This window comes from Pseudomonadota bacterium, assembly GCA_022361155.1.
Taxonomy (GTDB): domain Bacteria; phylum Myxococcota_A; class Polyangia; order Polyangiales; family JAKSBK01; genus JAKSBK01.
In genome coordinates, this window is the sequence record JAKSBK010000123.1 from 1 (window position 1) to 23,105 (window position 23,105).

17 protein-coding genes are annotated in these 23,105 nt (G+C 66.8%); 7 read left to right on the forward strand and 10 right to left on the reverse strand.

Annotated elements, in window-relative coordinates; all coding sequences use genetic code 11:
• A partial coding sequence (locus MJD61_04225; protein MCG8554482.1) for a hypothetical protein occupies positions 1 to 1,203 on the forward strand: 1,203 nt, incomplete at its 5' end.
• Here MJD61_04225 and MJD61_04230 read toward each other — a convergent pair.
• From MJD61_04230 to MJD61_04245, 4 genes are all read right to left on the reverse strand, one after another.
• Positions 1,161 to 2,345: a tetratricopeptide repeat protein gene (locus MJD61_04230; protein MCG8554483.1), complete on the reverse strand. Its 1,185-nt coding sequence runs from the start codon at positions 2,343 to 2,345 to the stop codon at positions 1,161 to 1,163. The genes MJD61_04225 and MJD61_04230 overlap by 43 nt on opposite strands.
• A 161-nt stretch (positions 2,346 to 2,506) precedes the next feature.
• Positions 2,507 to 2,707: a GNAT family N-acetyltransferase gene (locus MJD61_04235; GenBank protein ID MCG8554484.1), complete on the reverse strand. Its 201-nt coding sequence runs from the start codon at positions 2,705 to 2,707 to the stop codon at positions 2,507 to 2,509.
• A 234-nt stretch (positions 2,708 to 2,941) separates the two neighbouring features.
• Positions 2,942 to 4,156, reverse strand: coding sequence for a serine/threonine protein kinase (locus tag MJD61_04240; GenBank protein MCG8554485.1), 1,215 nt, complete (start codon positions 4,154 to 4,156; stop codon positions 2,942 to 2,944).
• Between the two features lie 242 nt (positions 4,157 to 4,398).
• Positions 4,399 to 5,064 carry a DUF502 domain-containing protein gene (locus MJD61_04245; protein ID MCG8554486.1) on the reverse strand — a complete coding sequence of 222 codons (666 nt, stop codon included), beginning with the start codon at positions 5,062 to 5,064 and terminating at the stop codon, positions 4,399 to 4,401.
• Between the two features lie 325 nt (positions 5,065 to 5,389).
• Here MJD61_04245 and MJD61_04250 point away from each other — a divergent pair, with 325 nt between their 5' ends.
• Both MJD61_04250 and MJD61_04255 read left to right on the forward strand, forming a co-directional pair.
• Positions 5,390 to 6,076, forward strand: a complete 687-nt coding sequence (locus MJD61_04250; GenBank protein MCG8554487.1) for a hypothetical protein — start codon at positions 5,390 to 5,392, stop codon at positions 6,074 to 6,076.
• A 339-nt stretch (positions 6,077 to 6,415) separates the two neighbouring features.
• Positions 6,416 to 7,018 (forward strand): response regulator, encoded by a 603-nt coding sequence (locus MJD61_04255; GenBank protein ID MCG8554488.1) that lies wholly within the window; start codon positions 6,416 to 6,418, stop codon positions 7,016 to 7,018.
• An 11-nt stretch (positions 7,019 to 7,029) separates the two neighbouring features.
• Here the strand turns inward: MJD61_04255 and MJD61_04260 are convergent, their stop codons facing one another.
• Positions 7,030 to 8,877 carry a UbiD family decarboxylase gene (locus MJD61_04260; protein MCG8554489.1) on the reverse strand — a complete coding sequence of 616 codons (1,848 nt, stop codon included), beginning with the start codon at positions 8,875 to 8,877 and terminating at the stop codon, positions 7,030 to 7,032.
• Between the two features lie 253 nt (positions 8,878 to 9,130).
• On the opposite strand from MJD61_04260, the gene MJD61_04265 reads away from it, so the two are divergent.
• Positions 9,131 to 11,248 carry a bifunctional 3-deoxy-7-phosphoheptulonate synthase/chorismate mutase gene (locus MJD61_04265; GenBank protein MCG8554490.1) on the forward strand — a complete coding sequence of 706 codons (2,118 nt, stop codon included), beginning with the start codon at positions 9,131 to 9,133 and terminating at the stop codon, positions 11,246 to 11,248.
• Here the strand turns inward: MJD61_04265 and MJD61_04270 are convergent.
• From MJD61_04270 to MJD61_04280, 3 genes are all read right to left on the reverse strand, one after another.
• Complete coding sequence (locus tag MJD61_04270) at positions 11,194 to 11,562, reverse strand: hypothetical protein (protein MCG8554491.1); 369 nt, start codon at positions 11,560 to 11,562, stop codon at positions 11,194 to 11,196. The two genes, MJD61_04265 and MJD61_04270, sit on opposite strands and share 55 nt — an antisense overlap.
• A 265-nt stretch (positions 11,563 to 11,827) precedes the next feature.
• Positions 11,828 to 15,301, reverse strand: a complete 3,474-nt coding sequence (locus tag MJD61_04275; protein MCG8554492.1) for a UvrD-helicase domain-containing protein — start codon at positions 15,299 to 15,301, stop codon at positions 11,828 to 11,830.
• Positions 15,298 to 18,636, reverse strand: coding sequence for a PD-(D/E)XK nuclease family protein (locus MJD61_04280; protein ID MCG8554493.1), 3,339 nt, complete (start codon positions 18,634 to 18,636; stop codon positions 15,298 to 15,300). The genes MJD61_04275 and MJD61_04280 overlap by 4 nt, the downstream gene beginning before the upstream one ends.
• Positions 18,637 to 18,879: 243 nt before the next feature.
• Here MJD61_04280 and MJD61_04285 point away from each other — a divergent pair, with 243 nt between their 5' ends.
• On the forward strand, positions 18,880 to 19,620 hold the full coding sequence (locus tag MJD61_04285; GenBank protein MCG8554494.1) for a hypothetical protein: 741 nt from the start codon (positions 18,880 to 18,882) through the stop codon (positions 19,618 to 19,620).
• Between the two features lie 421 nt (positions 19,621 to 20,041).
• Here the strand turns inward: MJD61_04285 and MJD61_04290 are convergent, their stop codons facing one another.
• Both MJD61_04290 and rnc read right to left on the reverse strand, forming a co-directional pair.
• The gene (locus MJD61_04290; GenBank protein ID MCG8554495.1) at positions 20,042 to 20,878 is read right to left on the reverse strand and encodes a DUF882 domain-containing protein; all 837 of its coding nucleotides are present in this window, start codon (positions 20,876 to 20,878) and stop codon (positions 20,042 to 20,044) included.
• Positions 20,879 to 20,880: 2 nt separating this feature from the next.
• Positions 20,881 to 21,612 carry a ribonuclease III gene (gene rnc, locus MJD61_04295; protein ID MCG8554496.1) on the reverse strand — a complete coding sequence of 244 codons (732 nt, stop codon included), beginning with the start codon at positions 21,610 to 21,612 and terminating at the stop codon, positions 20,881 to 20,883.
• Between the two features lie 140 nt (positions 21,613 to 21,752).
• On the opposite strand from rnc, the gene MJD61_04300 reads away from it, so the two are divergent.
• Positions 21,753 to 22,271, forward strand: coding sequence for a hypothetical protein (locus MJD61_04300; GenBank protein MCG8554497.1), 519 nt, complete (start codon positions 21,753 to 21,755; stop codon positions 22,269 to 22,271).
• On the forward strand, positions 22,268 to 23,105 hold an 838-nt coding region (gene tsaD, locus MJD61_04305; GenBank protein MCG8554498.1), incomplete at its 3' end, for a tRNA (adenosine(37)-N6)-threonylcarbamoyltransferase complex transferase subunit TsaD. The genes MJD61_04300 and tsaD, both read left to right, overlap by 4 nt.

Consider the following 23,105-nt stretch of genomic DNA (forward strand, 5'->3'; position numbering starts at 1 on the left):
GTACTAATGTCCGAACGTATGGCAGAGCCGGCACATGGGTCCAGTCGCGCCCGCACAACAGGACGCCGGATTGGTCTGTTCCTGCTGACGGTTCTCTTCGCTGTCGTGATGGCCTTTGGTTTGCTCGAGGTCTCGCTTCGGGTAGGAGCGCGCTACTTGCCTCCGAACATCGCGAATGCGGTGCTCGATCGGTTCAACGATCTGGCTCCAGATGGAATCTACTTTCCGGACGAGGCGCCTTTCCTACGCTTCATGGTGCCAAACCACGAGACGGAGCTCTTCTGCAACGGCTACACCTGGGGTCACAAGACCGACGAGTGGGGCTTCCGGAACGCGCCGGATACGCCCAAGGACATACTGCTGGTGGGCGACTCCATGATCTACGGGCGCGGGGTCGAGTACGAGCAGACCGCGGGTGCTCTGCTCCGCACTCGCTACGGCCATCCGGCTTACAACATGTCACGCGAAGTCGATACGCTCTATCACAGCTACATATCGCTGCGGCTCTTCGTCGATCGGTTCAAGCCCAAGCAGGTCATCTTGTTTGTGTTCGTAAACGATCCCCACGAGACCTTCTATTTTCGTCCCGGGCCCGCGCTGTACCAGATGCCCGAGCTCCACACATTCGATTACCAGGCGATGTGGGAGCGCATGCGTAGCCGGGGCCGCAACCCGTGGAGATCGGACTGGACCATGCGTATCTACACGCGGCGCCTGTACAGCGCGCTCAAGGGTCCGGGAATGCCGCCGATCGAGATCTTCCCCGCGGGCGACCAAGGTGCTCCGGCACCGGTTCCGTACTGGGTGCACGCGGTCATGCGGCCGGACGTCTTCGCAGCGGTCCACAGCTACTACCGCGTGGTGATTGGCAATCTCACACGCTTTTTACTTGAGCGTAGGGTCGAGCTGCGCCTGGTCTACCTTGATGCGAGGGATGCGGTGCCTGGACTGGATGCCGTCAACGACAAGCTGGTGGATATGGTGCGAGGGCTTTGCGCCGAGCACCGGCTCGTCTGCGACACTACCCATTCCGAGTTCGCCGGTTGCAAGGACTGCTACCTCGCCGGCGATGGCCACTACAGCGTCGAGGGCAACCGGAGGTTGGCCAAGTGGCTGGATGGCTTCCTGCGCCGGCCGGCATCCGGTCCCGCTGCCGTGAGTCAGCAGACCGGCGGGGTCGCCGGCGGCGATTCGACTCCATAACGGCTGCTACGCGGGATCTTGTTGCCGATCGGGCTCGTGGCGTTCGACGCGCCGCTCGGGATGCTTCGCGTGTGCACCCATGCGAGTCCAGAATTGAGGCGTGCCTCCGGGCGCTGCCGGCCCTGGGTCAGCGCCCGCGTTTCGCGAAAGCCAAAAAGGGCGTCACGACGTGTTTGGCTGCCGTCGCACACAGTTCCGCCCGCGCGAATCGACTTACGACATCCGGCAGGCCCGGGCATCTTGGAGAGGCACTGGTTCGCGCGGTCCAGATCCTGGCACGGGTCGGTCGAGGCACCACACTCCACGCGTTCGTGCAAACAGGCGGCCAGGCGGCCCAGGAGCTTCGGGTCCTCCGGCGCCAGCGCCAGTGCCCGGCGAAGAGCGGCTATGGCCCCATCCAGATCGCCCATGCGCTCACCCCGTACCAGCGCCAGCTCCCACAGAAGCTCGCAACGTCTGTCCGCGTTGCGCGTTACGTCGAGCTGCAGCTCGATCACTGCCGCAGCGGCCTGCAAGTTGCCGGCGCGCTCGAAGAGCGCTCGCGCGGCAGCTGCAGCCCCGGTCGAGCCTGGATCGAGCTGCAGCGCCCGGCGGTAGTGGTCCGCTGCTGCACTCGGCATGGGGCTTCGCAGCTCGAGGATCCGTCCGAGGCGGAAATGCAGCTCCGCAAGATGTACGGAATCCACGATGTCGGTCTCGTTCCAACAGCGTATCAGGTGGTCGAGCAAGCGCAGTTGCGCACTGTCGCTGCCCCGTTGTTGCATGGCATCAAGCAATCGCGTGGCCGCTCTTCTGTGCGTCGGGCGTGCTTGTAGCGCCTGTTCGTAGAGGGCCTCGGCTTCGCGCACTGCGCCAGCCCGCTGGGCCGCGTCGGCTGCCTGCATGTAGGCTTCCGCAGCCGCGTTTCGATCCCTCGCGCGGTGCGCCCAGTCGCTCAACAGGCGCGACACCGCGGCGTACTCGCCTCGCCGCACGAGAAAGGTGCGCAGCTCGGTGATCGTCTCGGCGTCGAGGCTGCCGCCCTGACAACGGCACCACAGAGCACGCGTGCGTGGATCGTAGCGTCGCACGCCCTGTTGACGCAGCCAAGCTTGGTTCGCGCTTCCGTTGGGCCGCAAGGCCCTGAGCCGAGGAGTCTTCATAGCGCCCTCATCCAGCAAGCAACCCGCCGTGCATGACCTCGCACCTCCCCCTTGTAGCGCGTTTTTCTCCATTCCCAAGTTTCGGACGAGAAACAGTTTCGTGGCAGGGGCGGCTAGCGCTTCCGACGGTCTTGCCGGATCACCACCGCTACACGCGATAGTCAGCCGTGGGGCTCGGTTCCGGGCCGCTTCGGCGAGGCTTCAGCCATCCGGGCGCAGTAGCGGTACGTGACGACGCCGGGCGGTCCTTCAACCGGTTGCCCGCCGAGCCGTTCGGCCAGCGCGATCGCTCGCTGGTTGGCCGGGTCGATGTAGCTCGCAAGCGCGCGAAGCCGTGTGTTGGCGAAGGCCCAATCGCGCATGGCCGCCCCGGCCTCGAAGGCGTAGCCGCGACCTTCGGCAGCGGCGGGCGCACGTGCTGTCGAAACGGTCCCACGAGGCGAGCGGCCCCCGGAATCGTTGAAGAACCTCCCCTACTCTTGCACCAGCATGTAGCCAAGCTACTAAGGGCCCGCGGAGGAACAACTCATCCATTTCGCCGGTTCTGACCACCGCCCAGTCCTCACCGAAACACCCGAGTTATTCTTCCGCGGGCCCTAGGCCGAGAAGGCGCCGCGGGGGGGCGGTGGCGGCAGCACGAGGGCCTGGTCCTGCCTTGGCGCCGTTGGTTGGCTTCGGTCGCGACGCCGTCTCAGGCCGGTGCCCGCGTCCGAGCGTTGCGAGCCGTACCGGAGCAAGGCGCGCTCCGAGTCGAGTTTCTCTGCAGCCAGCCCGCGCACGAGCCTGCCGAGCACACGCTGTGACGCCAAGCCCGCTCCCTGCTCGGCTACCAGCTCGAGCGCTTGTGCGAAATCGTCGGCGTTCTGGAACCGCATCGCGGGGGAACGAGACAAGGCCCGTAGGGTCAACGCATCGTAGGGCGCCAGCTCGGGATAGAAACGCGACGGCGCAGGCACGGCCGACCGGCACAGCCGGCGGACGACCGACCGTCGATCCCTGGCCGCGAACAGGCGTTTGCCGACCAGGCTCTCCCACAGCAGGATGCCGACGGTGAACAGATCGGAACGCTGGTCGAGACGCGAGCCCAGCGCTTGCTCGGGGGACATGTACGCGAGCTTGCCGGCCGTCGGCTGCCGGCGGGCTACCAACCGCACGCGAACCGCGGCTGCGGGGCCGGAGATCTGGGCGACGCCGAAGTCGGTAATCCGCGCGATACCGTCTTCCCCCAGCATGACGTTGTGGGGGGACAGATCGCGGTGTACGAGCCCGAACGGCCGCCCGAATTCGTCCTGTACGCGGTGTGCGGCGGCGAGTCCCGCTAGCACATCGGAGATGACTCTCAGCGCGTCCGAGACCCGAATACGCCGGCCGCGTCGCCCCGCGGCCCGAAGCAGGTTAAAGAGGTGATCGCCGGGGACGTAGTCCATCACCATGTAGCAGCCGGCCTGGGATCGGTCGCTGACGTCGACGGCCGACACCACGTTGGGGTGGCGGATCTGCGCGGCGACACGGGCTTCGTTCAAGAACCAGCGCACTGCGTCCGGATGGCGTTCGAGGTGCCGATGCAAGACCTTGACCGCAAACAGACGCTCGAACCCCCTCGCCCCTCGCCGGCGCCCCAGATACACGCTCGCCATGCCGCCGGATGCCAGTCGACCCATGATTTCGTAGGCTCCCAGGGTCCGCCCGCTCAACTCGTCATCAACCTGTGCGATTTGCCGTACGCCCGAGGAAGCGTTCGAGTCCTGTCGCATCCCGAGCGCCACCTCACGGCTCGTGTTCACCAGCGTTGCATTCACCCCCGGTCGCATGCTGCGACTCCTTCCTTGCCTGTAGTGCAGCCTTAGCGTACGCCGCAGGCACCCAGCAGCCGACTTGGGCGGTCTTGCGTTTGTGCCGGCACTCGCCTTGCCCCGCGCGGATGTGATAGCTGAACAGCTGGCGAATGCAAGCGCTTTTCGCCACATGGGTTATGTCTCGGATGCCTTGTGTACGCTAAGGGGACACTACGCTAAGACGGCAGTACGCTAAGACGGCAGGGGCGCCGGGCCCTCTAACTCGCGCGGGTTCGAGCGATCTCCGTGGTGGAGCGCCGATCGCCGTGGGTAGAAACCACCCCGCCTGAAACGATGAACGCCATGGCCTTGGTCTTGTCGATATCGAGCGCCTGTACCTGTTCGCGTGGGAACAACAAGAGATTCCCCGCGAAATTGTAGGATTGCGGGACGTAGACTGCTACGTGGCCGCCCAGACCCAGGGTGTCCAGGTCCTCGCGGGTCACGAACCCCATGATCTTGGCGCCGCCGTCAGGGGTAAGGGTGGCGGCCACGGGCCGGTCAAAGCTCCGCTCCTGATCCCCGACCAACGCTCCGATGAAGTCTCTTAGCGAGCTGTAGAGCAGCTTGAGCGGGGGGAACTTGGTCAGCAGTTCCTCGGCCGACTCGAAGAAACGCCTTGCAGCCACATTGGACGCCAGCGCACCGACGATCGTGATCACGGTAAGCGTGACCGCCGCCCCCAGGCCCGGCACCTCGAACTCGAGCATCAGGTTGTCCACGAACGAAAACAACGTGAAGACCACCCAAAGCGTGAAGGCGACCGGAGCCACGACCAGGCAGCCCTTGACGAAGTTCTTGAGCAGTCTGGTCAGCAGGTCGCGGCCAAACAGATGGCCAAACCGGAACGTCCTGGGTTTTCTGAGTTTCTTGAGTTTCTTCACGATTCCTCATCCTCGCGCTCGGAGGGCCCGAACGCTGGCACCATCCCACACCGAGCTCCGTGCGGCTTCAGAGCGCGGCGTGCCGCCGGGATCCTCTTCAGAGTATCCTCGATCGCCGTCGTCGTCGCGACCTGCCGAGGCGGCGGTCTTGCTAGTGTCCTGCGTCCCCGATTTCGTACAAGAGTCTGCGAGCGATTGGGGTCGCTCGGGCCGGCGAATCGACGCAGGCTGCGGTTCAATGTCGATGCAGTGAAGCGCTATTTCGAGGAGATAGTCAAAACCGTCCGGTCAGGACAGCCCGACACCCGCGTGTCAAACTGCGTCCATGGACGAGCGCGGTCGGCCGCTGCGATGGGCCTGCGCAGTGCTGGTGCTGATACCGCTCGTGTGGCACGCCGGAGCGCGCGCGGAGCAACTGGGCGAGGTGCAAGGCAGCGACGCGGCCCACCGAAAACGCCAGCGAAAGGTGCAGTTTCGGACGGCGGTGGGTCCCGTGCTTGCCTGGTCCCGAGAGCGCGCCGGAGGCGCCAGTCTGGACGCTTCGGGAAGCGGGCTCGGTATCAATGCGTCGCTGGGCGCAGCCCTGACCAAGGCACTATCGCTACAGATGGACCTGGTGTTCATCCATGTCCCGGGCAGCGACTACCACGTGGACGGGGAGCTGCTGTACGAGGATGCGGCCCTGAGCCTGGTTTGCTTCGGTTTGGGCGCCAGCTACCGGTTTCGGACGCAGGATGTCGTGGTTGCGGGGTCGTTGGGGCTCGCCCGGCTGGGCCTCGCCGCAGGCAGGATCCGAGCGGGTCGCTTGGACTTGCCTCACTTGGACCAGAACAGCGACGTTGGTGCAGGTGTGCATTTCGTGCTCGGTAAGCATTGGCGAATCAGCCAGGCTTGGGGGCTCGGAGCCAGCCTCGATGCGCTCTGGTTGAGCACGCGCTACCGGTTTCAGCACGCCAACGGCCGCATGCACACGTTTGCGCTCGGCTTGCTGCTGCGCGCGGCGTTCCGCTAGCCCATGTCCAACGGCTGGTTGATTTCGCGCCTGAACACCCGACTTCCATGGGCCTGAACGGTTACATTTCGGGTGGGCACGTTACCGACATCAGTGTTCCAGGGCCATGGGCTCATTGGCTATTGAATGACCTTTTGGGATCAATCAGTAGGCCTTTAGGATGCCAACCATCTTGGATCCAATTTTTTCCCCAGGCTACCCACAAAAAATACCCATTTACCCCACACAAGCCTGCTTGAAATGTTACACTGGCTCGGCAAGTCAACTTGAGCAGCGATACCGCCCAACAAACCGTGACGAACAACCGGGCGACGCATTGGTCGTAGGGGAGGTGAAACGATGGAATCAAACCCGTCTCAGAGTCTGCTGCATGCCGATCCACTCCGGTCGAGTGAGACAGATGAGGTTCCCATCCGCGGCAGCAACGCACCCCATCGGGCGCTAGCCCGCATGGGTCGCCAGTCCCCGGCCGCTCCATCGAGCCAGAACCGCATGCCCGATGGGCCCGCGCTAGGCGTCGCGTCCTCGTTTCCGGGTCGGGACTGGACCGGAACCGCCCGCGTGCTGGTCATTGATGACGAGCCCATGGTGCTGCGCTGCCTACAGCGCGCGTTGCGCGGACACGAGCTGGTTCTCGCTCTGGACGGCATCGCCGCGTTCGATCGGTTGGAGCACGATCGCCGCTTTGACGTGATCCTCTGCGATCTGGCCATGCCGCAGATGGGTGGGCGCAAACTGCATGCCATGATCAAGGGGCGATGGCCCGGGCTTGAGCAACGCATGGTGTTCATGACCGGCGGTGCATTGCCGGGCGACGACCGGTCGTTCATAGGAACGATCGACAATCGAAGAATCGACAAGCCTTTCGATGTGTCCGAGCTCCGAAGGCAGGTCATGGAGATCGCCCGGGACGTGGGCTCGTACCGGCCGCGGAACTCCTGAGGGCCGCGGGCCTAACCCATCAGGCCTTCCAGCGGCCCTCCCTTGACCGCGAGCCCTTCGAGCTTCTGTGTTACGGCCGCGTCCTCTTCGAGCGCAGGAGCATGGTGTTCCTTGACACGCGCATCGATCACGAGCGCGCCGCGACAGCCCCAATGCTTGTGGCGGATGGTTGCCTCGATGCCCCAGATGTCTCGTGCGGGATCGGAACGCGTAAACGTGACCCACAGGAAGTTATCGAGGTTGCGCGCTGTGAAGTCGCTGTCGTCCACCAGCACGATCCATGGGAAGGCGTTGATCGCGTCGCTCGCGCGGTAGCTCGTGCAGAAGCGATTCAGGCCAGGTTCAAGCTCGTGGCCGCCGGGCTGGCTCGCTCTGGGAGCACGCACGCTGAGCACCCCCGGGATGACCACCCGAGGCTCCGAGAAGCCCTCTGGCAGACGCAGGCCGGAAGGCAGTGCCGCCGGCAGCTTGCGAATTGCTTTTCCGACGGCGGCGATGACCAGCTTGGAGCCTCGATGCAGGCCCGCTCCGGAATAGTCGAGCGTGTCGATGGTGGTCTCAGTGTGAAAGTGCAGGTCGCGCTCCGCGCGGAAGCGCGACAGCACGTGGTCAAGAAAGGCGCCGATGTCGTGAAGGCCCGAAGGGAGCGCATCGTCGCGGGCCGCGATGACCACATACTTGGCCAGCGACATCTGTCCCTGCCCCAGGATCGCGTTGGCTTGCGTCAGCAGTTCTTGGGGCTGCGCGAGCTCGGCGTAGGGGCTGTAACGTTCGCTGCCCAACGCCAGCAACAGCGGGTGCACCCCTGCTGCGTCGACTGCGTGCACTGCGTGGACTCCGGGAATCAGCGCCGGGATCATGGGCTCGCTAAGCTCATGCACCAGCTTGCCGAAGACGGTGTCCTCTTGAGGGGGCCGCCCCACCGTCGTGAAGGGCCAGATGGGGTCATCGCGATGATGGACGCGCTGCACGGTCAGCACCGGGAAATCGTGCGCCAGGCTGTAGTAGCCCAAGTGGTCGCCGAAAGGGCCTTCCGGCAGCGTGCGTCCGGGTTCCACGTGTCCGACGAGGCAGAAGTCGGCATCGGCGTGAACCGGCAAGCCATCCGCAACCGGCGCCATGCGGACGCGGCGTCGCGACAGGGCGCCTGCAAAGCCGAGCTCGGACATGCCTTCCGGCAAGGGCATGACGGCCGCGAGCGTCATCGCCGGCGGTCCACCCACGAACACGTTTACGGGCAGGGTCTGCCCGCGTCGCAGGGCTGCTTCGTGGTGCACACCGATGCCGCGGTGGATCTGGTAGTGAAGGCCCACCTCGCGATCACCTTGGTAGTGACCTCCCGAGAGTTGAATCCGGTACATCCCGAGGTTGGAGGCATGGAGGCCTGGACGCTCCGGGTGCTCGCTGTAGACCTGGGGCAGCGTGATGAAGGCTCCGCCGTCCCGCGGCCATGACTGCACGTGCGGCAGCTCGCTCACGCGCATCGTGTGCTTGAGCACGGGAGCGCGCGCAGTGCGCCGCGGCAGCATGCGCAGTGCCGTCAGGGGCACACCGAGGTAGCGCCAAGGTTGACGTACAAGCCGGGTCGGGTCGACGCGCAGCTCGATCAGGCGCTCCACCGCGCGCAGCGAGTCGCGAAACATGAAGCGCGCCCGCTCCAACGTGCCAAAGAGGTTGCATACCAGCGGGAAGCGACAGCCTTTGACGTTGGTAAACAGCAGTGCGGGCCCGCCGGCTCGATAGGCGCTGCGCTGAAGGGCAGCCAGCTCCAAAAAGGGGTCGAGCTCGACATCCACACGACGCAAGTGACCGTGGCTCTGCAAATCGCGAACGCAGGCTGCGAGCGAAGCGTAGCCCATGACGTCCAGCGCCGTGGCACGGTTGGGGCCGCGATGCAAGCCGCCTTGCGTCCCAGGACCGAGCACGCTATAAGCGCGCCCATGTTGCGGACCGGCCTTGGCGGCTCTGTTGCCTTTTTGTTTACCCCCACCCCGCCGGGAGGTCCGTTCAGGTTCAGCTAACAGCAGGGCACAACGCTGACAGTAGGAAGGACCTCCCGCGCGGGAGGTTTTTTTTTGCCGTCAAGGGTTCGCCTGCCGAGGAGAGAGCGCGATGTCTGAATCGAGCCCTGTTTCGTCGAAAGCCAATCCGAGTGCAGCCTTGGATTCGCTGCGCATCGAGCTCGACAGCTTGGATGGATCGCTGCTCGAAAGCCTGGCCCAGCGCCGCGAGCTGAGCCGGCGCATCGCCGAGCACAAGAGCAAGGCCACCGGACCTGCCCGGGATCAAGAGCGAGAGGCGCGTGTGCTGGCCGACCGCGTCCGAGCCGGACGCGCCTTGGGGCTGGACGCTCACTTCGTTACGCGGGTGTTTCACGCCGTGATCGAGGATTCGCTGCGTGTTCAGCACGATCAGTTGAGCGCGGAGCAGGCGGGCACCCAGCGCACCTCGCTGCGTTTGTGCGGCCTGGGCAGCCAGGGCTCGTACAGTCATGCGGCTGCCGAGCGCCACTTCTCGCGCCAAACGACCGGCTGGTCCTATGCGGGTTGTAACAGCTTGCGCCGGATCTTCGAGCAGGTGGCCCGCGGTGAAGCAGAGCAGGGGGTGGCTCCGATCGAAAATACGATCACCGGCAGCATCAACGAAGCCTACGACCTGTTGCTCGAGCACGGGCTTTCGATCGTCGGCGAAGAGAGGATGCCCATCCGCCATTGCTTGCTCGGGCTACAAGGAGCCGACAGGTCCCAGCTCAGGCTACTGCACGCCCACCCGCAGGCCCTGGCCCAATGCAGGCATTTCGTCGACGCGCTGGCCGGGTGCCAGGTGCAGTACGCAACGAGCGCTTCGGATGCGGTGCAGGCGATTGCGGGCGACAAGCGGGCTGCAGCGATCGCCTCGGCGGAGGCTGCGGCACACTTCGGGGTGGAGGTGCTGGTCGAAAACATCGCCGACCAGCGCGACAACTACACGCGTTTCATTTTCGTTGCTCGCAGACCGCTTCCCGTGCCGAAGCAGCTTCCCTGCAAGACCTCGCTCGTGATCTCGACGGCCCAGAAACCCGCCTCCCTGGTGCAGGCGCTCTTGGTCTTCCGCAAGCACGGCATCAACCTGGCCAAGCTGGAGTCGCGCCCGATTCCGGGCAACGCCTGGGAGGAGATGTTCTACCTCGACCTGGACGGCAATCCAGCCGCCGACTCCGTGGGGCAGGCGCTCGAAGAGCTGAGCAAGGTGACTCGTTTCGTGCGCTTTCTTGGCAGCTACGCCTCGAGCGATCTGCCGCCTACCACGCTGCAGCCGGCGGTATTGGCGACCGCAGAGGTGTCCAGCGCCGCCACGATCGCAGACACGCCGCCGGGGCCGACATCCGCCCACAAACCCACTTCCAAGCGCAAGTCGAGCGCCTACCGGCTCGCGAGCCGCGAGCACAAGCAGCAGGACACGGTGCTGTCGGCGGCCGGCGTCGAAATCGGGGGCCCGGACTTTGTCGTAATCGCCGGTCCGTGCGCCGTTGAAACCCGTGAACAGGTCATGACCTGCGCGCGCCACGCGCGCGAGCACGGCGTGGCGATTCTCCGGGGAGGTTGCTTCAAGCCTCGCACCTCGCCGTACAGCTTCCAGGGCCTCGGGCTCGAGGGGCTCGATTACTTGGCGGAGGCAGGCAAGACCTACGGCATGCCCATCGTGACCGAGGTGATGGACACGCATCAGGTGGAAGCCGTGGCGCGCCAGGCGGACATCCTGCAGGTTGGAGCACGCAACATGCAGAACTTTTCGTTGCTGCGCGCCGTGGGGCAGGTGCACCGTCCGGTGATGCTCAAGCGCGGGTTGATGGCGTCCATCGATGAGCTGCTGCAGGCAGCCGAATACATCCTGTCGCAAGGCAATCAGCAGGTGTTTCTTTGCGAGCGCGGGATCCGCACGTTCGAGACCTCGACGCGCAACACCCTCGACCTGAGCGCGGTGCCGATTCTGCAGGAGCGCACGCACCTGCCGGTCATCATCGACCCCTCGCACGCCGTAGGCCGGCGCGATCTGGTGCCACCACTCGCCCGCGCCGCACAGGCCGTGGGTGCGCACGGCGTGATGGTGGAATTCCACCCCCGGCCTGAGGAGGCGCTGAGCGACGGTCCCCAAGCTCTGCGTTTTCCGCAGCTCGCGGCGCTGATGCGCGATCTCTACCGCGATCGACCCGCGCCCGTCACGCCGAGCCAGACGTCCCAAGCGACCTGACGCCAAATCCCGAGCACGTCGAGAGTCCGGAGGCTGCAGCCGCAGGGGATCGTGGTCATGGTCGTAGTCACGGTCGTGGTCATGGCCGTGGTCGTAGTCGTGGCCGTGGCCGTGGCCGTGGGCCGTAGGCGTGGGTCGTGCGCGCTTTCGTGGTCGTGGTCGTGGTCGTGATCGTGGTCGTAGTCGTGATCGTGGTCGTAGTCGTAGTCGTGGCCGGTACGAGGCAACCTGCCGGGACCGGCGAGTCCAAGCGACAGATCCTCCGTATCGATGAGCACGAGCACGACCACGATCACGACCACGACCACGATCACGAAAAACGCGCACGATTACGAGGCAACCTAGCCTAGCCAGCGACAGACACATCCTCGGTGCCACGTCTGCTGCCGGGACCGGCGAGTCAAAGCGACAGATCGTCCGTATCGATGAGCACGATCACGACCACGATCACGATCACGACCACGACCACGAAAAACGCGCACGATCACGATCACCCAGTGTCCAGACCTGCCATCCCACGTTGGGTCCACCCGAAACGCGCCACTTCGGCTGGCTCAACTGACCTGTAATCGCTTCACGTCACACGACAAGCAAGACGCCCCGGGCCGACTCGCCCGTGGCTGCCTCGACAGCCCGGACGTACAAGCGCAGCTGCTCCTCGTACGCGGGCTGCCTTGTGCCGAGCTCGTGATCGGTCTTGAAGTCCACGATCGTCCATTGACCTCTTGCTTCGAGCTGCTCCCGGAAGGCCAGGTCGAGCACGCCCTCCACGATCCGATCGCCTGGCAGGGGCAACATCACCGGTGACTCGCGGCGGACCGAGTCCCTTGCCTGCGACGCTCGCCTGAGCAGCGGGTGGCCGAGGGCGCGCTCCACGGCTCTTGCCGCCGCCTCGAGCTCCTCGGGTGTAGTGCCCAGCATCGCGCTGTGCGCGTGCGCCGTCGCGCGGATTGCATCTGCACCGGCATCGAGATCGATCAGCGAGAGAACCGCGTGCACCAGCGTTCCGAACCGCTTTCCTCGGGGTCTTCCCTCGCGCTCGCCCGCAACGTGCTGGATCGCGATCTCCCCGCCAGGTTTGGGTGACGCCGCAGCCGCAACGCTCGTGACCGTCTCCACCTGCCTGGTGCATTGCGCTCCCGCTTTCCGAGACCGCTGGCGCCGCAGCTGCCACTGCTCGTGGGCTTGCATTCCGCCGGCCGCGGCTTCGCCGCTCTCGTCGGCGCGCAGCAGCTTGTCCTGGCTCAGGCCTACCGACTGCTCGACATCGAGGCGGAGCAGCGCGGGATCCCACCAGACGACCTGGTTTCCCGCCTCCGCGACATGCAGTCCCGGAGCGATCGAGGCGGGTTGCCCCGCTCGTGCCGGCCGTTGCGCGACCGACTCCGGTCCGAACTCCGGGCATCCGGCGGCCGGGCTTCCGTGCGCCCAGGCGGACCGCTCCGGGTACAGCACCGGGTTCAGCACGTCCACCCAGCCTTGCTGCGGTTCGTCGCCCAGCGCGGGCACGACCAGAAGATCGCGCGCGCGGGTTGCCGCCACGTACGCCACCCGCACCGACTCCGCCCGATCACGTTCCAGCTCGGCGGTTTTGTTTCGCAGCAGGTCATGCGGGACGACCCCGCAAAGCACCTCTGCCCAAAGCCCGCGGGCCGCGTCAACGAACTGCGAAGGCTCGTCGCGAACCGAGCGGCACGTCGGATCCGCGAGCACGACGACCGGGAACTCGAGACCCTTGGCCTTGTGCACGGTCATGATCCGGACGCCTTCGGTGCCCTGCTCGACGACCGGCGCCTCGCCGCCCCTGCCGAGTTCCGCCTCCTGCTCCAGCATCTCGACGAAGGCCCGGAACGAGGCGGCCCCGCGCCGCTCGAAGCGGCGAGCACGGTCGCTGACCCGCAGGCAGTTCGACAGCGCCTGCTCGCCCGCAGGCCAGATCGCGATCCCGGCATGCGCCCGCACCGCGTGCAGCAGCCGATGCACCGTCTCGGCGATCGGACGCCGGTTTCGGCCGGCGTGCAACCGCGCCAGGATCGCAAGTGCCTCGGCCACCTCGCTTTCGGGGCCATGCAGATCATCGGGGTTGACGCGGTGCAGGGGGTGGAGCGAGCCGACACGGTCACGAAAGGTCAGGATTTGATCGTCGGTCAAGGCGAACAGCGGGCCGCGCAGGGTTGCGAACACGCTCAACGTGTCGTCCGGCCACTCGATGGAAGCGAGCGCATTGCGCAAGGCAATCGCTTCCTCGCGGGCGTGGAACGACGAGCCTCCGACAAGGACATGCGGGATCCTGCGTGCCTCGAGCGCCTGCACGTACGGTCGCGTGACGTCGCTGCCCCAGAACTGGAATCTCCGGAACAGGATACAGATATGGCGAGCAGCAATGGGCAGCCGGCGGTCGGGCTCCTCCCTGTCCTCGATGGTCCAGCCCGAGTCGCGGACCAGCCAGTCAACGAACGCGCCGGTCGCATCCGGCAGCGACGCCTCGATGGCGTAGTTGGTTATCTTGCCGTAGTCGCTGTACGGCCTGGGCACGGGCAGCGCGACGAGCGACGGCTGGCCGGCGTGACGGCCACGGTAGCGGCAGAGCGGCACGTAGTCGGCCTGGCTGCCGTCGTCCCGGGCTCGCATCGAATGCGAGAAGGCACCATTGATCGCCTCCTGCAGGCCGGGCAGGCTCCGGAAGCTCGTGCTCAGCTGCACGACCCTCGCGCCGATGCCGGCGAGCCGCCGCTTGATCGACTCGTAAAGCGCGACGTCGGCACGGCGGAAGCGGTAGATGGACTGTTTGGGGTCTCCGACGAAAAACAGCTTGCCGCCGACAGGACGCAAAGCCCTCCAGTCGTTTGCTTCCGGGTCATCCGCTGACAGCAGCAGCAGGATCTCGGCCTGCAGCGGATCGGTGTCCTGGAACTCGTCTACGAAGAAGTGGGTGAACCTCTCCTGCAGCTCGGCCCGCAGCGCTCGATCTCCCTTCACCAGATCGCGCGCCCGGATCAAGAGATCGAGGAAGTCCAGCGGGCCCTCGTGTCGCTTGCGGACCTCGTAGGCTGCGACGACAGGACGCAGATCCTCGCGCAGGCACGCCGCGAGATCGGCGCCGCTCACGTTCAGGAAGCTGTCGAGCGCTGCCTTGGCACGGTCGCGTCGCTCGAGCACCTGTTCCCGGCGCACTCCATCGCAAAAGCCCTTGTAGTGCGAACCACGCCAATGCCAGCCTGTCTTGCGTCCAGCCAGCCGGTGGAGCTCGGCTTCGAGGCCGTCGTAATCCCGCTCCCGGACACGCTCCTGCAGGTCGACCTCCTCGATAAACCGCTTGATGCCGCGAAGGTTTTTCGCCAGCCAATCGCCGGGATCCTCGGCGAGCGCAAACAGGTCTCCTACTTCACGCAGCTCCCGAACGAGCGCATCGATGGCTCCGTCGCGGTCGAAGGGCTCTCTGGTCCAAGCCGACGTGAAGTCGCGGTGAAGCACGAGCCTGGTGACAGCCGAGCGCAGCGCCATCCGGGGTCCTTGAGCGCCGCGTCCCTTCGGGCGCCGTCGCAGGGCCCTTCGGATCCCTTCCGGCGGGTCGGTCAAGACCTTCTCGAACCACTCGTCGAACACCGAGTCGATCAGCGCTTCGGCGTCCTCTTCGGGAAGAACCTCGAACAGCGGGTCCACGCCCGCTTCGATCGGACGCTCGTGCAGCAGATCGGCGCAGAAAGCATGGATGGTGCCGATGCGGGCCAGCTCGAGCTGCTCGATCGCCAGCTCGAGTCTTTGCCGCTCTTGCTCGGTCGTCTCGCTCGCGGCTCGCAGGCTCTCGATCTCGGCCCGCAGCCGTAGCTTCATTTCGCCTGCGGCCTTCTCGGTGAACGTCACCGCCGCGATCCGGTCCAGTGTGCTTCTGCCGCTGCGGATCACGGCCACGATCCTGCCTACGAGAGCGGTGGTCTTGCCGGTGCCCGCCGCCGCCTCGACAAACAGCGTGCGGTCCAGATCTTCCCGAATGCAGCGCCGAGCTTCGGCATCGACGAACTCGTCCTCGGCAATCGCAGCGCCCTTGCTCATCGAAGCCCCCGCAATTGCCGGAGGGATTCGAGCGGTCCCGGCGGCTTGCGCCGCGTCCGAAGCTCCTCGTAAGGGCCACAGACCCGCCGGTAATCGCACCATTCGCACGCCCCGGGCTCGGGGAAGGCGGGAAACGCGCCTTGCTCGAGCGCCGTGCCCACGGTGTCCGCCAGCGTCTGGGCCGCGGCCCGCGCTTTGTCGTCGAGGCGGACTTCCCTCTCCACGAAGCCGCCTGCCACCGTGCAGTAGTACAGCCGCCCGCTGCGCACGCTCAGGTCAGGAAACAGCTTCTCGACGGCCAAGGCGTACAGGACCGGCTGCAGGGCCTTGCCGCCGTCGATGATCGCGCCCGGCTCGACGCGGACCTTGCCGGTCTTGTGGTCGGTGACCCGCAGCACCCCCGCGGCGTCGCGCTCTATGAGGTCTACCGATCCGCGCAACCGCAGTCCGCTCGCCAGCTCGACGGGTGCCTCTACCGATGCCGGGTCTCTGGCTCGTGGCTCCTTGAGTCCGAAGGACAGCTCGAAGCGCCAGGGCTGCAAGCTGGAAACGTCCTCGCTGGCGCGCCGGAGCCACTCGCGCAGGTCCGCGGCAACCGATGCCACGCCATCCTGCCAGACGCGCTCGATCGCGGGCGCCAGATCGTCGCGGTACTTTGCTGCAACGCGATCGAGCACTTGGCCGAGCCGCTCCAGGGCTGCATCGACGTTGGCTCGGGACAGCGGCAGCATGCCGGCATCCCGGAGCAGGCTGAGCAGCTCGAACTGCACGTCGTGCACCAGGGATCCGCGCTGCAAGGGATCCAGCTCCTCGATGGCCACGGGCTCATCCCGGGGCGCCAGTCTGTGGACGGTGTGTAGGAAGAACCGGTACGGGCACACCGCAAACGCCTGGAGCGCCGTTGGGGAGAAGCTGCGAGCTTCGAGCCGGTGCGAGGCCAATGCCGTCGTAGCTCCGGTGCTCGGCTGCCATAGACCATCGGCTCCGGTCCACTTCGGCAGCCAGCGCCTGGCCCGAAAACGCAGGGCCCTGGCCAGGTGGGCGTTGCTGCTCAGCAGGTAGCGGGCCGACCCCAACGTCTTGTCTGGATTCTGATCCAACAGCGACTCGAGCACGGCGAGGTCGTATTCCGACTCGTCGATCGAATCGTTGCGGTCGTTCGGCGCGGGCCAACCGACGCGCGCCGCAGTCACGGTCTCCGTTCGTTCGGCGAACTCGTCGAACAACGGGAGCTTGCCCTCGGCTGCGCGCACCGCCTCCAGCGCGTAGAACGAAGGCACCCGGGGTCGCCCCTGCTCGAGGTCGATGCGTGGATACGACAGCACGATGCGCTTTCGCGCGGTGCCGGCCGCAACGCGCAGCGCGAGTCGCTCTTCGGCCAGCCGGTCTTCGTTGGTCGAAAGGCCAGCACCGAGGATCGCCCGCCGCCGGTCGAGCAGCAGGGGATCCTCCACGATCTTGCGGGGGAAGAGCTTCTCGGCCAGCCCCGGCACGAACACGACGTCGAACGCGAGACCTCGAGCGGCCGCGATGGGCGCGACGAGCAGCTTGCCGTACCGTGTCCCGGAGGGCGGGACACGCAAGTCCAGCAGCTGGTGCTCCAGCACACGCATCACTTCACCGAGACCGACGGGTCCTACCGGACCCATCGGCGCCAGCTCTGACAGCACCGAAAGGACTCGATCCGCCCGCCGCAGGGCACGACTCGCCAGCGCCCCGAGCGATCGCAGCCAGCCCTCCCATGTCCTGTCTGCAGCCAGCCCCTGAAGATCCTCGATCAAGGGCAGTGCGTAGGCTCGCAGGGCGCCGAGATCCTCGAGGTTGCGCCGCAGCTGTTCTTGTCGGGCCTCACCGCTGTCGTCGATCTCCCGCAGCGCCCCCCGCATCTGTCGAGCCAGGCCATCGAGGCGCCGGCGCCAGCGATCGATGCCACCGATCACCGAGGCGTCGACGATCAAGCGCTCCCAACGCCGCGGGGCCCGCAGCGTGCCTGCCGTGACCGACCGCGGCTCGTCGTCTGTTCGGATCGACTCCGCGCGCTCTTCATCCAGTCGTGCTTCCGGCTCGGTCTCCAGCGCCCAAGGAACCAATTCCTGATCCGGCGCGATCCAACGCTCGTGGGAGGGTGCCGGCGGGGGAGGTTGCCCGGACTCATCCGCGTCCGGGACCTGGGCGAGCGAGAGGTACTCGGCAAAGCGTCGCGCCGACATGCCCTGCTGCGCGCAGCGCAGCAGGGCGAGGAATGCGCGCCCGGCCGGATCCGGGCGTACCACGCCGCGCGCAAAGAACGCCGGAATCTCCGCTCGTGCCAGCGCTTCCTGCAGATGCGGCCGGTACTCGTTCGGCGAACGGAGCAGGACAGCGATCCGATCAAAGGGTGTTCCCTGCTCCGACAGACGAAGGATGCAGCGGGTGATCTCGACACATTCCCGATTCTCGCCGGGCGCGGATAGGATCGTGACCGAGTTGTCCAGGCCGATCCTTCCCGGTCTGCGATCCTCGAAAAGGTGCTCTCGCAGCTCCTGTAGCGCCGACGTCCGCGGGGCCGGCTCCGCGTCGCTTTCGGACAACCCAAGGGCGTCGTGCAGGTATTTCGACGTGCGTTCATCGCCCCTCGGCACCGTGGCAAGGATGCAGGCCGCGTGCTTGCCCACCGTCTCAAGGAACAGCGCCTCGCAAGACCAGCGGACCGGAACATCGAGCAGCAAAAGGGGTGCCGATCGCTCCGGCTCCGGCGCTTCAGCCATCGCGGCTCGCAGCACAGCGGGCCAGTCGGCGAGCCTGGCGCGCTCCAGCTCGGTCTCGTAGTCGCACTGCAGACGGGCGAGCTCCGCGTCGGCAGCGGCGACCTGGGCAGCCACGAAATGCTCCGACCGAAGCTCGAGCAACGTGCTGGTCAGCGCACGGATGAAGCCGGGGGTCCGGGCGACCGTGGCGTGGCGGCCGAGGCGCCCGGACGCAATGCGATCGTGCACGACCCGCGCGACCACGGCCTCGCAGGCCAGCCGCCCGATCGGGCACAGGCCTCGGGCGGCGAGCTGGGTCCGGGCCCGCTCGCTGCCCAGGTGCGGCAGGGTGGTGGCGCGCCATCCAAACGTCGCGCCGTGATCGGCGACAACCTGGCGCAGGATCTCCTTGCCGGCGTCCAGGGTCGCCGCGACCACGAGGAGCGGCCGTGCGCGATCCTGCAGCTGTAGCCACTTGGCGGCGCGCCGCAGCCGCGCGTGTGCATCTGCCGCGCATGCGACCACCCTGCGCACAGCGGCTTGCTCGCCTTCTGCGGGGACGTCGTTGGACCCCGATCCGGCCTGCTGCTTCCGATGCCCGCCGCGCACAAGTCAACCATACCAGCACGCCCCGCGAAAAGCGTGCGCCATCGTGCCAGCACGCATCCAGCTTGCCGGGCGTGGATCGGGTTGCCGGTGGCTGGCGCTTTGGCAGACTGCGGGGCCGCCCACCCGGCGACTCCGTAACGGAGTGACTCCATGACCGAGAACTGTTCAGGCCCCAGGCAGTCGGGAAGCCGTCGTGCAAGCGTGGTCACCCCCTGAACGGTTGCCCACGTTGCGACGGCTCGAGTGGATAGCGCGACGGCGGCCGATCACAAGCAGGTGCCAGGCCTGCGGCACGAGCGGCACGTGCCGTCGGGCGAGATCGCAGGAGGGCTGCCCATGCACTCGATGTCGCAGTTGGCGGCGTTTGCGCAATCGACCAAGCAATCGGATCCCGCTTCGCACACGACAAGGCACATCTGGGCACCCTGGCAGTTCACGTCGCAGCTGGCACCGTTGCTGCACGTCAGCTCGACCCCCCAGGATTCGAGCTGGTCGCTTCCGCTGACCCGGCACGCCCCTCCACTACACCGCGCCTGGGTCGCTCGCTGCGCAAGCCACAGATCGCAAGCGGAGCTTGCGGGACACGAGCAGGTGGCCAGGGAACAGCTCACGCAGCAGCTGGGACCCTGGCAGGTGCAGGAGCCTGCCATGCAGGGACTCCGGCCGGCCGGGCCGGGTGCGCAGGCTGCCGGCCCCGGCCCCGGAGGCATGGGAGCCCCTACGCCCGCACCCGGTGGGGACGAGGCGTCTCCGCCGATCCCCCCGCTGCCGCCGCCCTGCCCCCCGGGCATGCCGCCGGCCCCGCCCAGCGGCGGCGGGCCCTGTCCGCCGGCTGTGGCACCTGCCACGCCGGGTGGCATTGGTGCCTGTTGCCCGGCTCCCGTTCCTGCCGTGCCGTGGCCGGGCGGGGTCTGCCTCCCGGCTCCCGATTGCCCTGCGCCGGGAAGCGGCGCTGCGCGTCCCCCTGCTGCGACGCCTGACTGAAGGGTCGAAGCTACCGGGGCCCTCTCCAGCGTGCAGCCAGCGGCCAGAACCGCCAAAGCCAGGTACAATAAAGGCATTGTTTTTTGATGTTGCGCGATCTGCTGCTCGTTTAGCGCGTGCGCCCAAGCGACCGCCAGCTCCAACGCGGCCCTTTTCGGATCCAGGCCGCGACCAGCAGAGCATTCTGTCCAACGGCAGGCGCGAATGCAAGCGAGCCCCGTCTAGCCCGCATCGGTCAGCAGCCTCCGGCCTCTCCGTCGATCCAGAACCGCACGCCCGATCCACCCCGCGCTAGCCGCCGCGTCCTCGTTTCGGCATCCTCAACATTGGTGTCGACCATGCCGCCGGTGCCTCAACTGCGGATCGGCGGCTATCACAGCCGCCCCGGGCGGCTCGGCTCGAAGTTGGTGACCGATGCGGGCTAGAGCGTGATCTCTTCGATCACCTCGCTTTGCGCACCCAGATCCAGTACCGGCTTGACGCCTCGACGCCGCGCACGTTGGTCGGCCTTGCGGGCCAGCTGGCGCAGCACCGGGCGGCCTCGCTGCGGGCGGCCGGGCAGGGAGCGGTCGATCCAGAAGTAGCTCCGGCTGCGCACGTCGAGGTGAACGAAGCCGCTGACTACATAGTGGCCTACGCCCACGAAACCGAAGGTGCGCAGGTAGCGTGCCAGACGCCGGTCGCTCACGCCCGGCAGGACGATGTCAGCCGCGCGCCCGTGGGCATGACGGCTGGAGCTCCGGTCGGGGCGAAAGCCGCTGATGACCCTGACGTAGGGCACCTTGAAGCGCCGCATCGCACGATAGAGAAGATCCAGAAGCCGTGGGCTGATGGGTCTCGTGACCCCTCCGCGCCACGCGAACGCACGCGAGGCGCGCAGCACGTCGTCGGGAGCAAAGCCCCCGTCTTTGCCTAGCGGAGTCAGCGACACGCGTTCGTTTTCCCGCAAGGGAACGAGCACGAGGGGCGGCGGCTGCGCTTTTCGATAGGCTCGCCGTTCTCGTGCCCGAGCGCGGCGGTGCCAGCGCGCTCTCATACGGCGGTAGCTGCGGTCGAGCCGCCGTCGCACCTTGCGCGCGGGCCGTGCCTTGCGAGCGCGCCGTGCCTTGCGGGCGCGGCGCGCCACGTGCTTGGTGGGCTGTCCCACCTGCTTGGCGGCTCGCGAGGGTACCGGAATGCTGGCCACGTCTTCGGCAACGACCAGATCCGCTGGCCAGGTGCACAGCAGCAGGCTCACCAGCGACGCCCACGATCGCACGCCTACGCCTCCGGTTCACCGGGGAGCAGGCGCAGCTCGGCCTCCAGCAGTCCCAGTGCCTGGCTCGCCGCGCCCTGTTCCGCTTCGAGCTTGGAGCGCCCATGGCCCTCGGCCAGTCGCCGCGCGCCCACGCTGAGCGCCACGCGGAACTCTCGCTGATGGTCGGGCCCGAGCGTCTCGATGGTCTCGTAACGCGGGGTGGGTCCGCCGCGGCGCTGAACCAGTTCCTGCACGCGCGTCTTGTAGTCCCGCGCGCCGGGCGAGCCGTCGCCGATTCGCTCGGCCAGCAGGGTCTGCAGCGTACGCCTGGCCGAGGCGGGGCCGCCATCGAGGTAGATCGCTGCGATGCACGCTTCGAAGGCGCTGGCGAGGAGCCTGGGCTTGTCACGCCCGCCCGAGCGTTCCTCGCCACGCCCCAAACGCAGGGCCGACCCGATCCCCAAGTCACGCGCCAGGCTCGCGAGGCTCTCCTCGCGTACCAGATCCGCCCGGCGGCGGGTGAGCTCCCCGGCGGTCGCGCCCTCGAACCGATCCCAGAGCATGGTCGAGGCCACCCACCCCAACACGGCGTCCCCCAAGAACTCGAGGCTCTCGTTGTCGCCCGCAGCACGCCCCCCGCGTCGCTCGTTCGTGTATGAACGATGCGTCAGGGCTTGAATCAAGAGCCGTGAGCGCCGGAAATCGTGACCCAGCGCCAGGGCCACGGCCGTGGCCGCGTCGTCCACAATCGCCACTGCCAGAGCAGCCTAGCTCAGCCAGTGGCTTTCGTCGAGCCTTCAAAACCAGTGCAAACGTAGCCCAAAAAGCTGACACCGCGAGTACGAAGGCCGGGGCCCGCCACGTTCTGCTATTTTGCTATCCTGCGCTGCGACCCATGCTTCTGACACGGTATCCCATGGCCATGGCCATGGCTTTGGCTTGCGTCGCCTGCAGCGATCTGGACGGCTTTCGGACCGGTCCTGGCGAGCTCTATCGCGGTACGGTGGTTGGGGGCGAGCAGGGATCGTCCCAGCAGTGCACGGCCGGCCCCACCTGCTCTTTCATCCGGCGTGGCCTGCCTTCGCGCACCCGAATCGAGCTTTCGTTTGATCCGGGGTTGGCCACGCAGCAACCGGGTCAGCTCGCCCTCTTGGTCGGCGCGGCAACAACCACGGCGACCCTGACTGCCATCACTCCCTTGGCGCACGATCCCCTGAGCCGGTACGAGTTTCCGGGGGGCGGGCGTGTCCGCAACTACATCTTCGGGTTGGATCGCCCTCTGATGCTAAGCGACAAGGCCCACAGCCCCATGGTCTTCCTGTCGCTCATGGAGGACTCGAGCATCGAGCTGCGTCTCGTAACGCCGTCGGGCGGCTTGTTTGGCGTTTTTCCGCTCCGCCTGGAGGCTCGGTGATCGTCCTGGGGATCGAGTCCTCGTGCGACGAGACCGCAGCCGCACTTGTAACGGATGGGGGCTTCGTGCTGAGCGACGTGGTGTCCAGCCAGGTGCAGGTCCATGCTGACTACGGCGGTGTCGTCCCCGAGCTTGCCGCGCGCGCCCACCTGCGCAATCTGGTGCCGGTGCTCGAACGTGCGCTCGGCGAGCTTCCGGCTGGATTAGGGCGGGTTGACGCGGTCGCCGTCACCCAGGGGCCGGGGTTGGTGGGTGCTTTGCTCGTTGGTGCGTGCGCAGCGAAAGCCATCGCTTGGGCGCGTGGGCTGCCCTTGGTGGGTGTCAATCACTTGGTCGGCCACCTGCTGTCCGTGTACCTGCACCGAGCGGCTGCTCCGGTGCGTGCCACACCACCGATGCCCTATGTCGCGCTGCTCGTCAGCGGCGGCCACACGGCGTTGTATGAGGTGCGCACACCACTGCGGATCGAGCAGCTCGGCCAGACCCGCGACGATGCCGCTGGGGAGGCCTTCGACAAGGTGGCCAAGCTGCTCGGCCTGGGCTATCCCGGTGGCCCGATCATCGACCGCCTAGCTGCCAAGGGCGATCCTGCTGCGGTCGCCCTGCCTCGGCCCATGAATGCGCGGCGCAGCCTCGAATTCAGCTTCTCGGGACTCAAGACTGCTGTGGCGCAACACGTGGCTGGCAAGGGCGCGCCCAAGAGCGAACAGGGCACCGCGGATCTGTGCGCCTCGTTTCAAGCCGCCGTGGTCGATGTGCTCGTAGCCAAGGCGCTGTCGGCCTGCAAGCGACGCGGCATCCGCCACCTCGTGCTCACTGGAGGCGTGGCGGCCA

Coding starts and splice junctions, on each gene's coding strand:
- MJD61_04235 (MCG8554484.1), bottom strand. CDS start 2,707: ATGCGCGATTGGGCCTTCGCCAACACACGGCTTCGCGCGCTTGCGAGC.
- MJD61_04260 (MCG8554489.1), bottom strand. CDS start 8,877: ATGGGCTACGCTTCGCTCGCAGCCTGCGTTCGCGATTTGCAGAGCCAC.
- MJD61_04275 (MCG8554492.1), bottom strand. CDS start 15,301: ATGAGCAAGGGCGCTGCGATTGCCGAGGACGAGTTCGTCGATGCCGAA.
- MJD61_04250 (MCG8554487.1), top strand. CDS start 5,390: ATGGACGAGCGCGGTCGGCCGCTGCGATGGGCCTGCGCAGTGCTGGTG.
- MJD61_04300 (MCG8554497.1), top strand. CDS start 21,753: ATGCTTCTGACACGGTATCCCATGGCCATGGCCATGGCTTTGGCTTGC.
- MJD61_04255 (MCG8554488.1), top strand. CDS start 6,416: ATGGAATCAAACCCGTCTCAGAGTCTGCTGCATGCCGATCCACTCCGG.
- MJD61_04240 (MCG8554485.1), bottom strand. CDS start 4,156: ATGCGACCGGGGGTGAATGCAACGCTGGTGAACACGAGCCGTGAGGTG.
- MJD61_04230 (MCG8554483.1), bottom strand. CDS start 2,345: ATGAAGACTCCTCGGCTCAGGGCCTTGCGGCCCAACGGAAGCGCGAAC.
- MJD61_04265 (MCG8554490.1), top strand. CDS start 9,131: ATGTCTGAATCGAGCCCTGTTTCGTCGAAAGCCAATCCGAGTGCAGCC.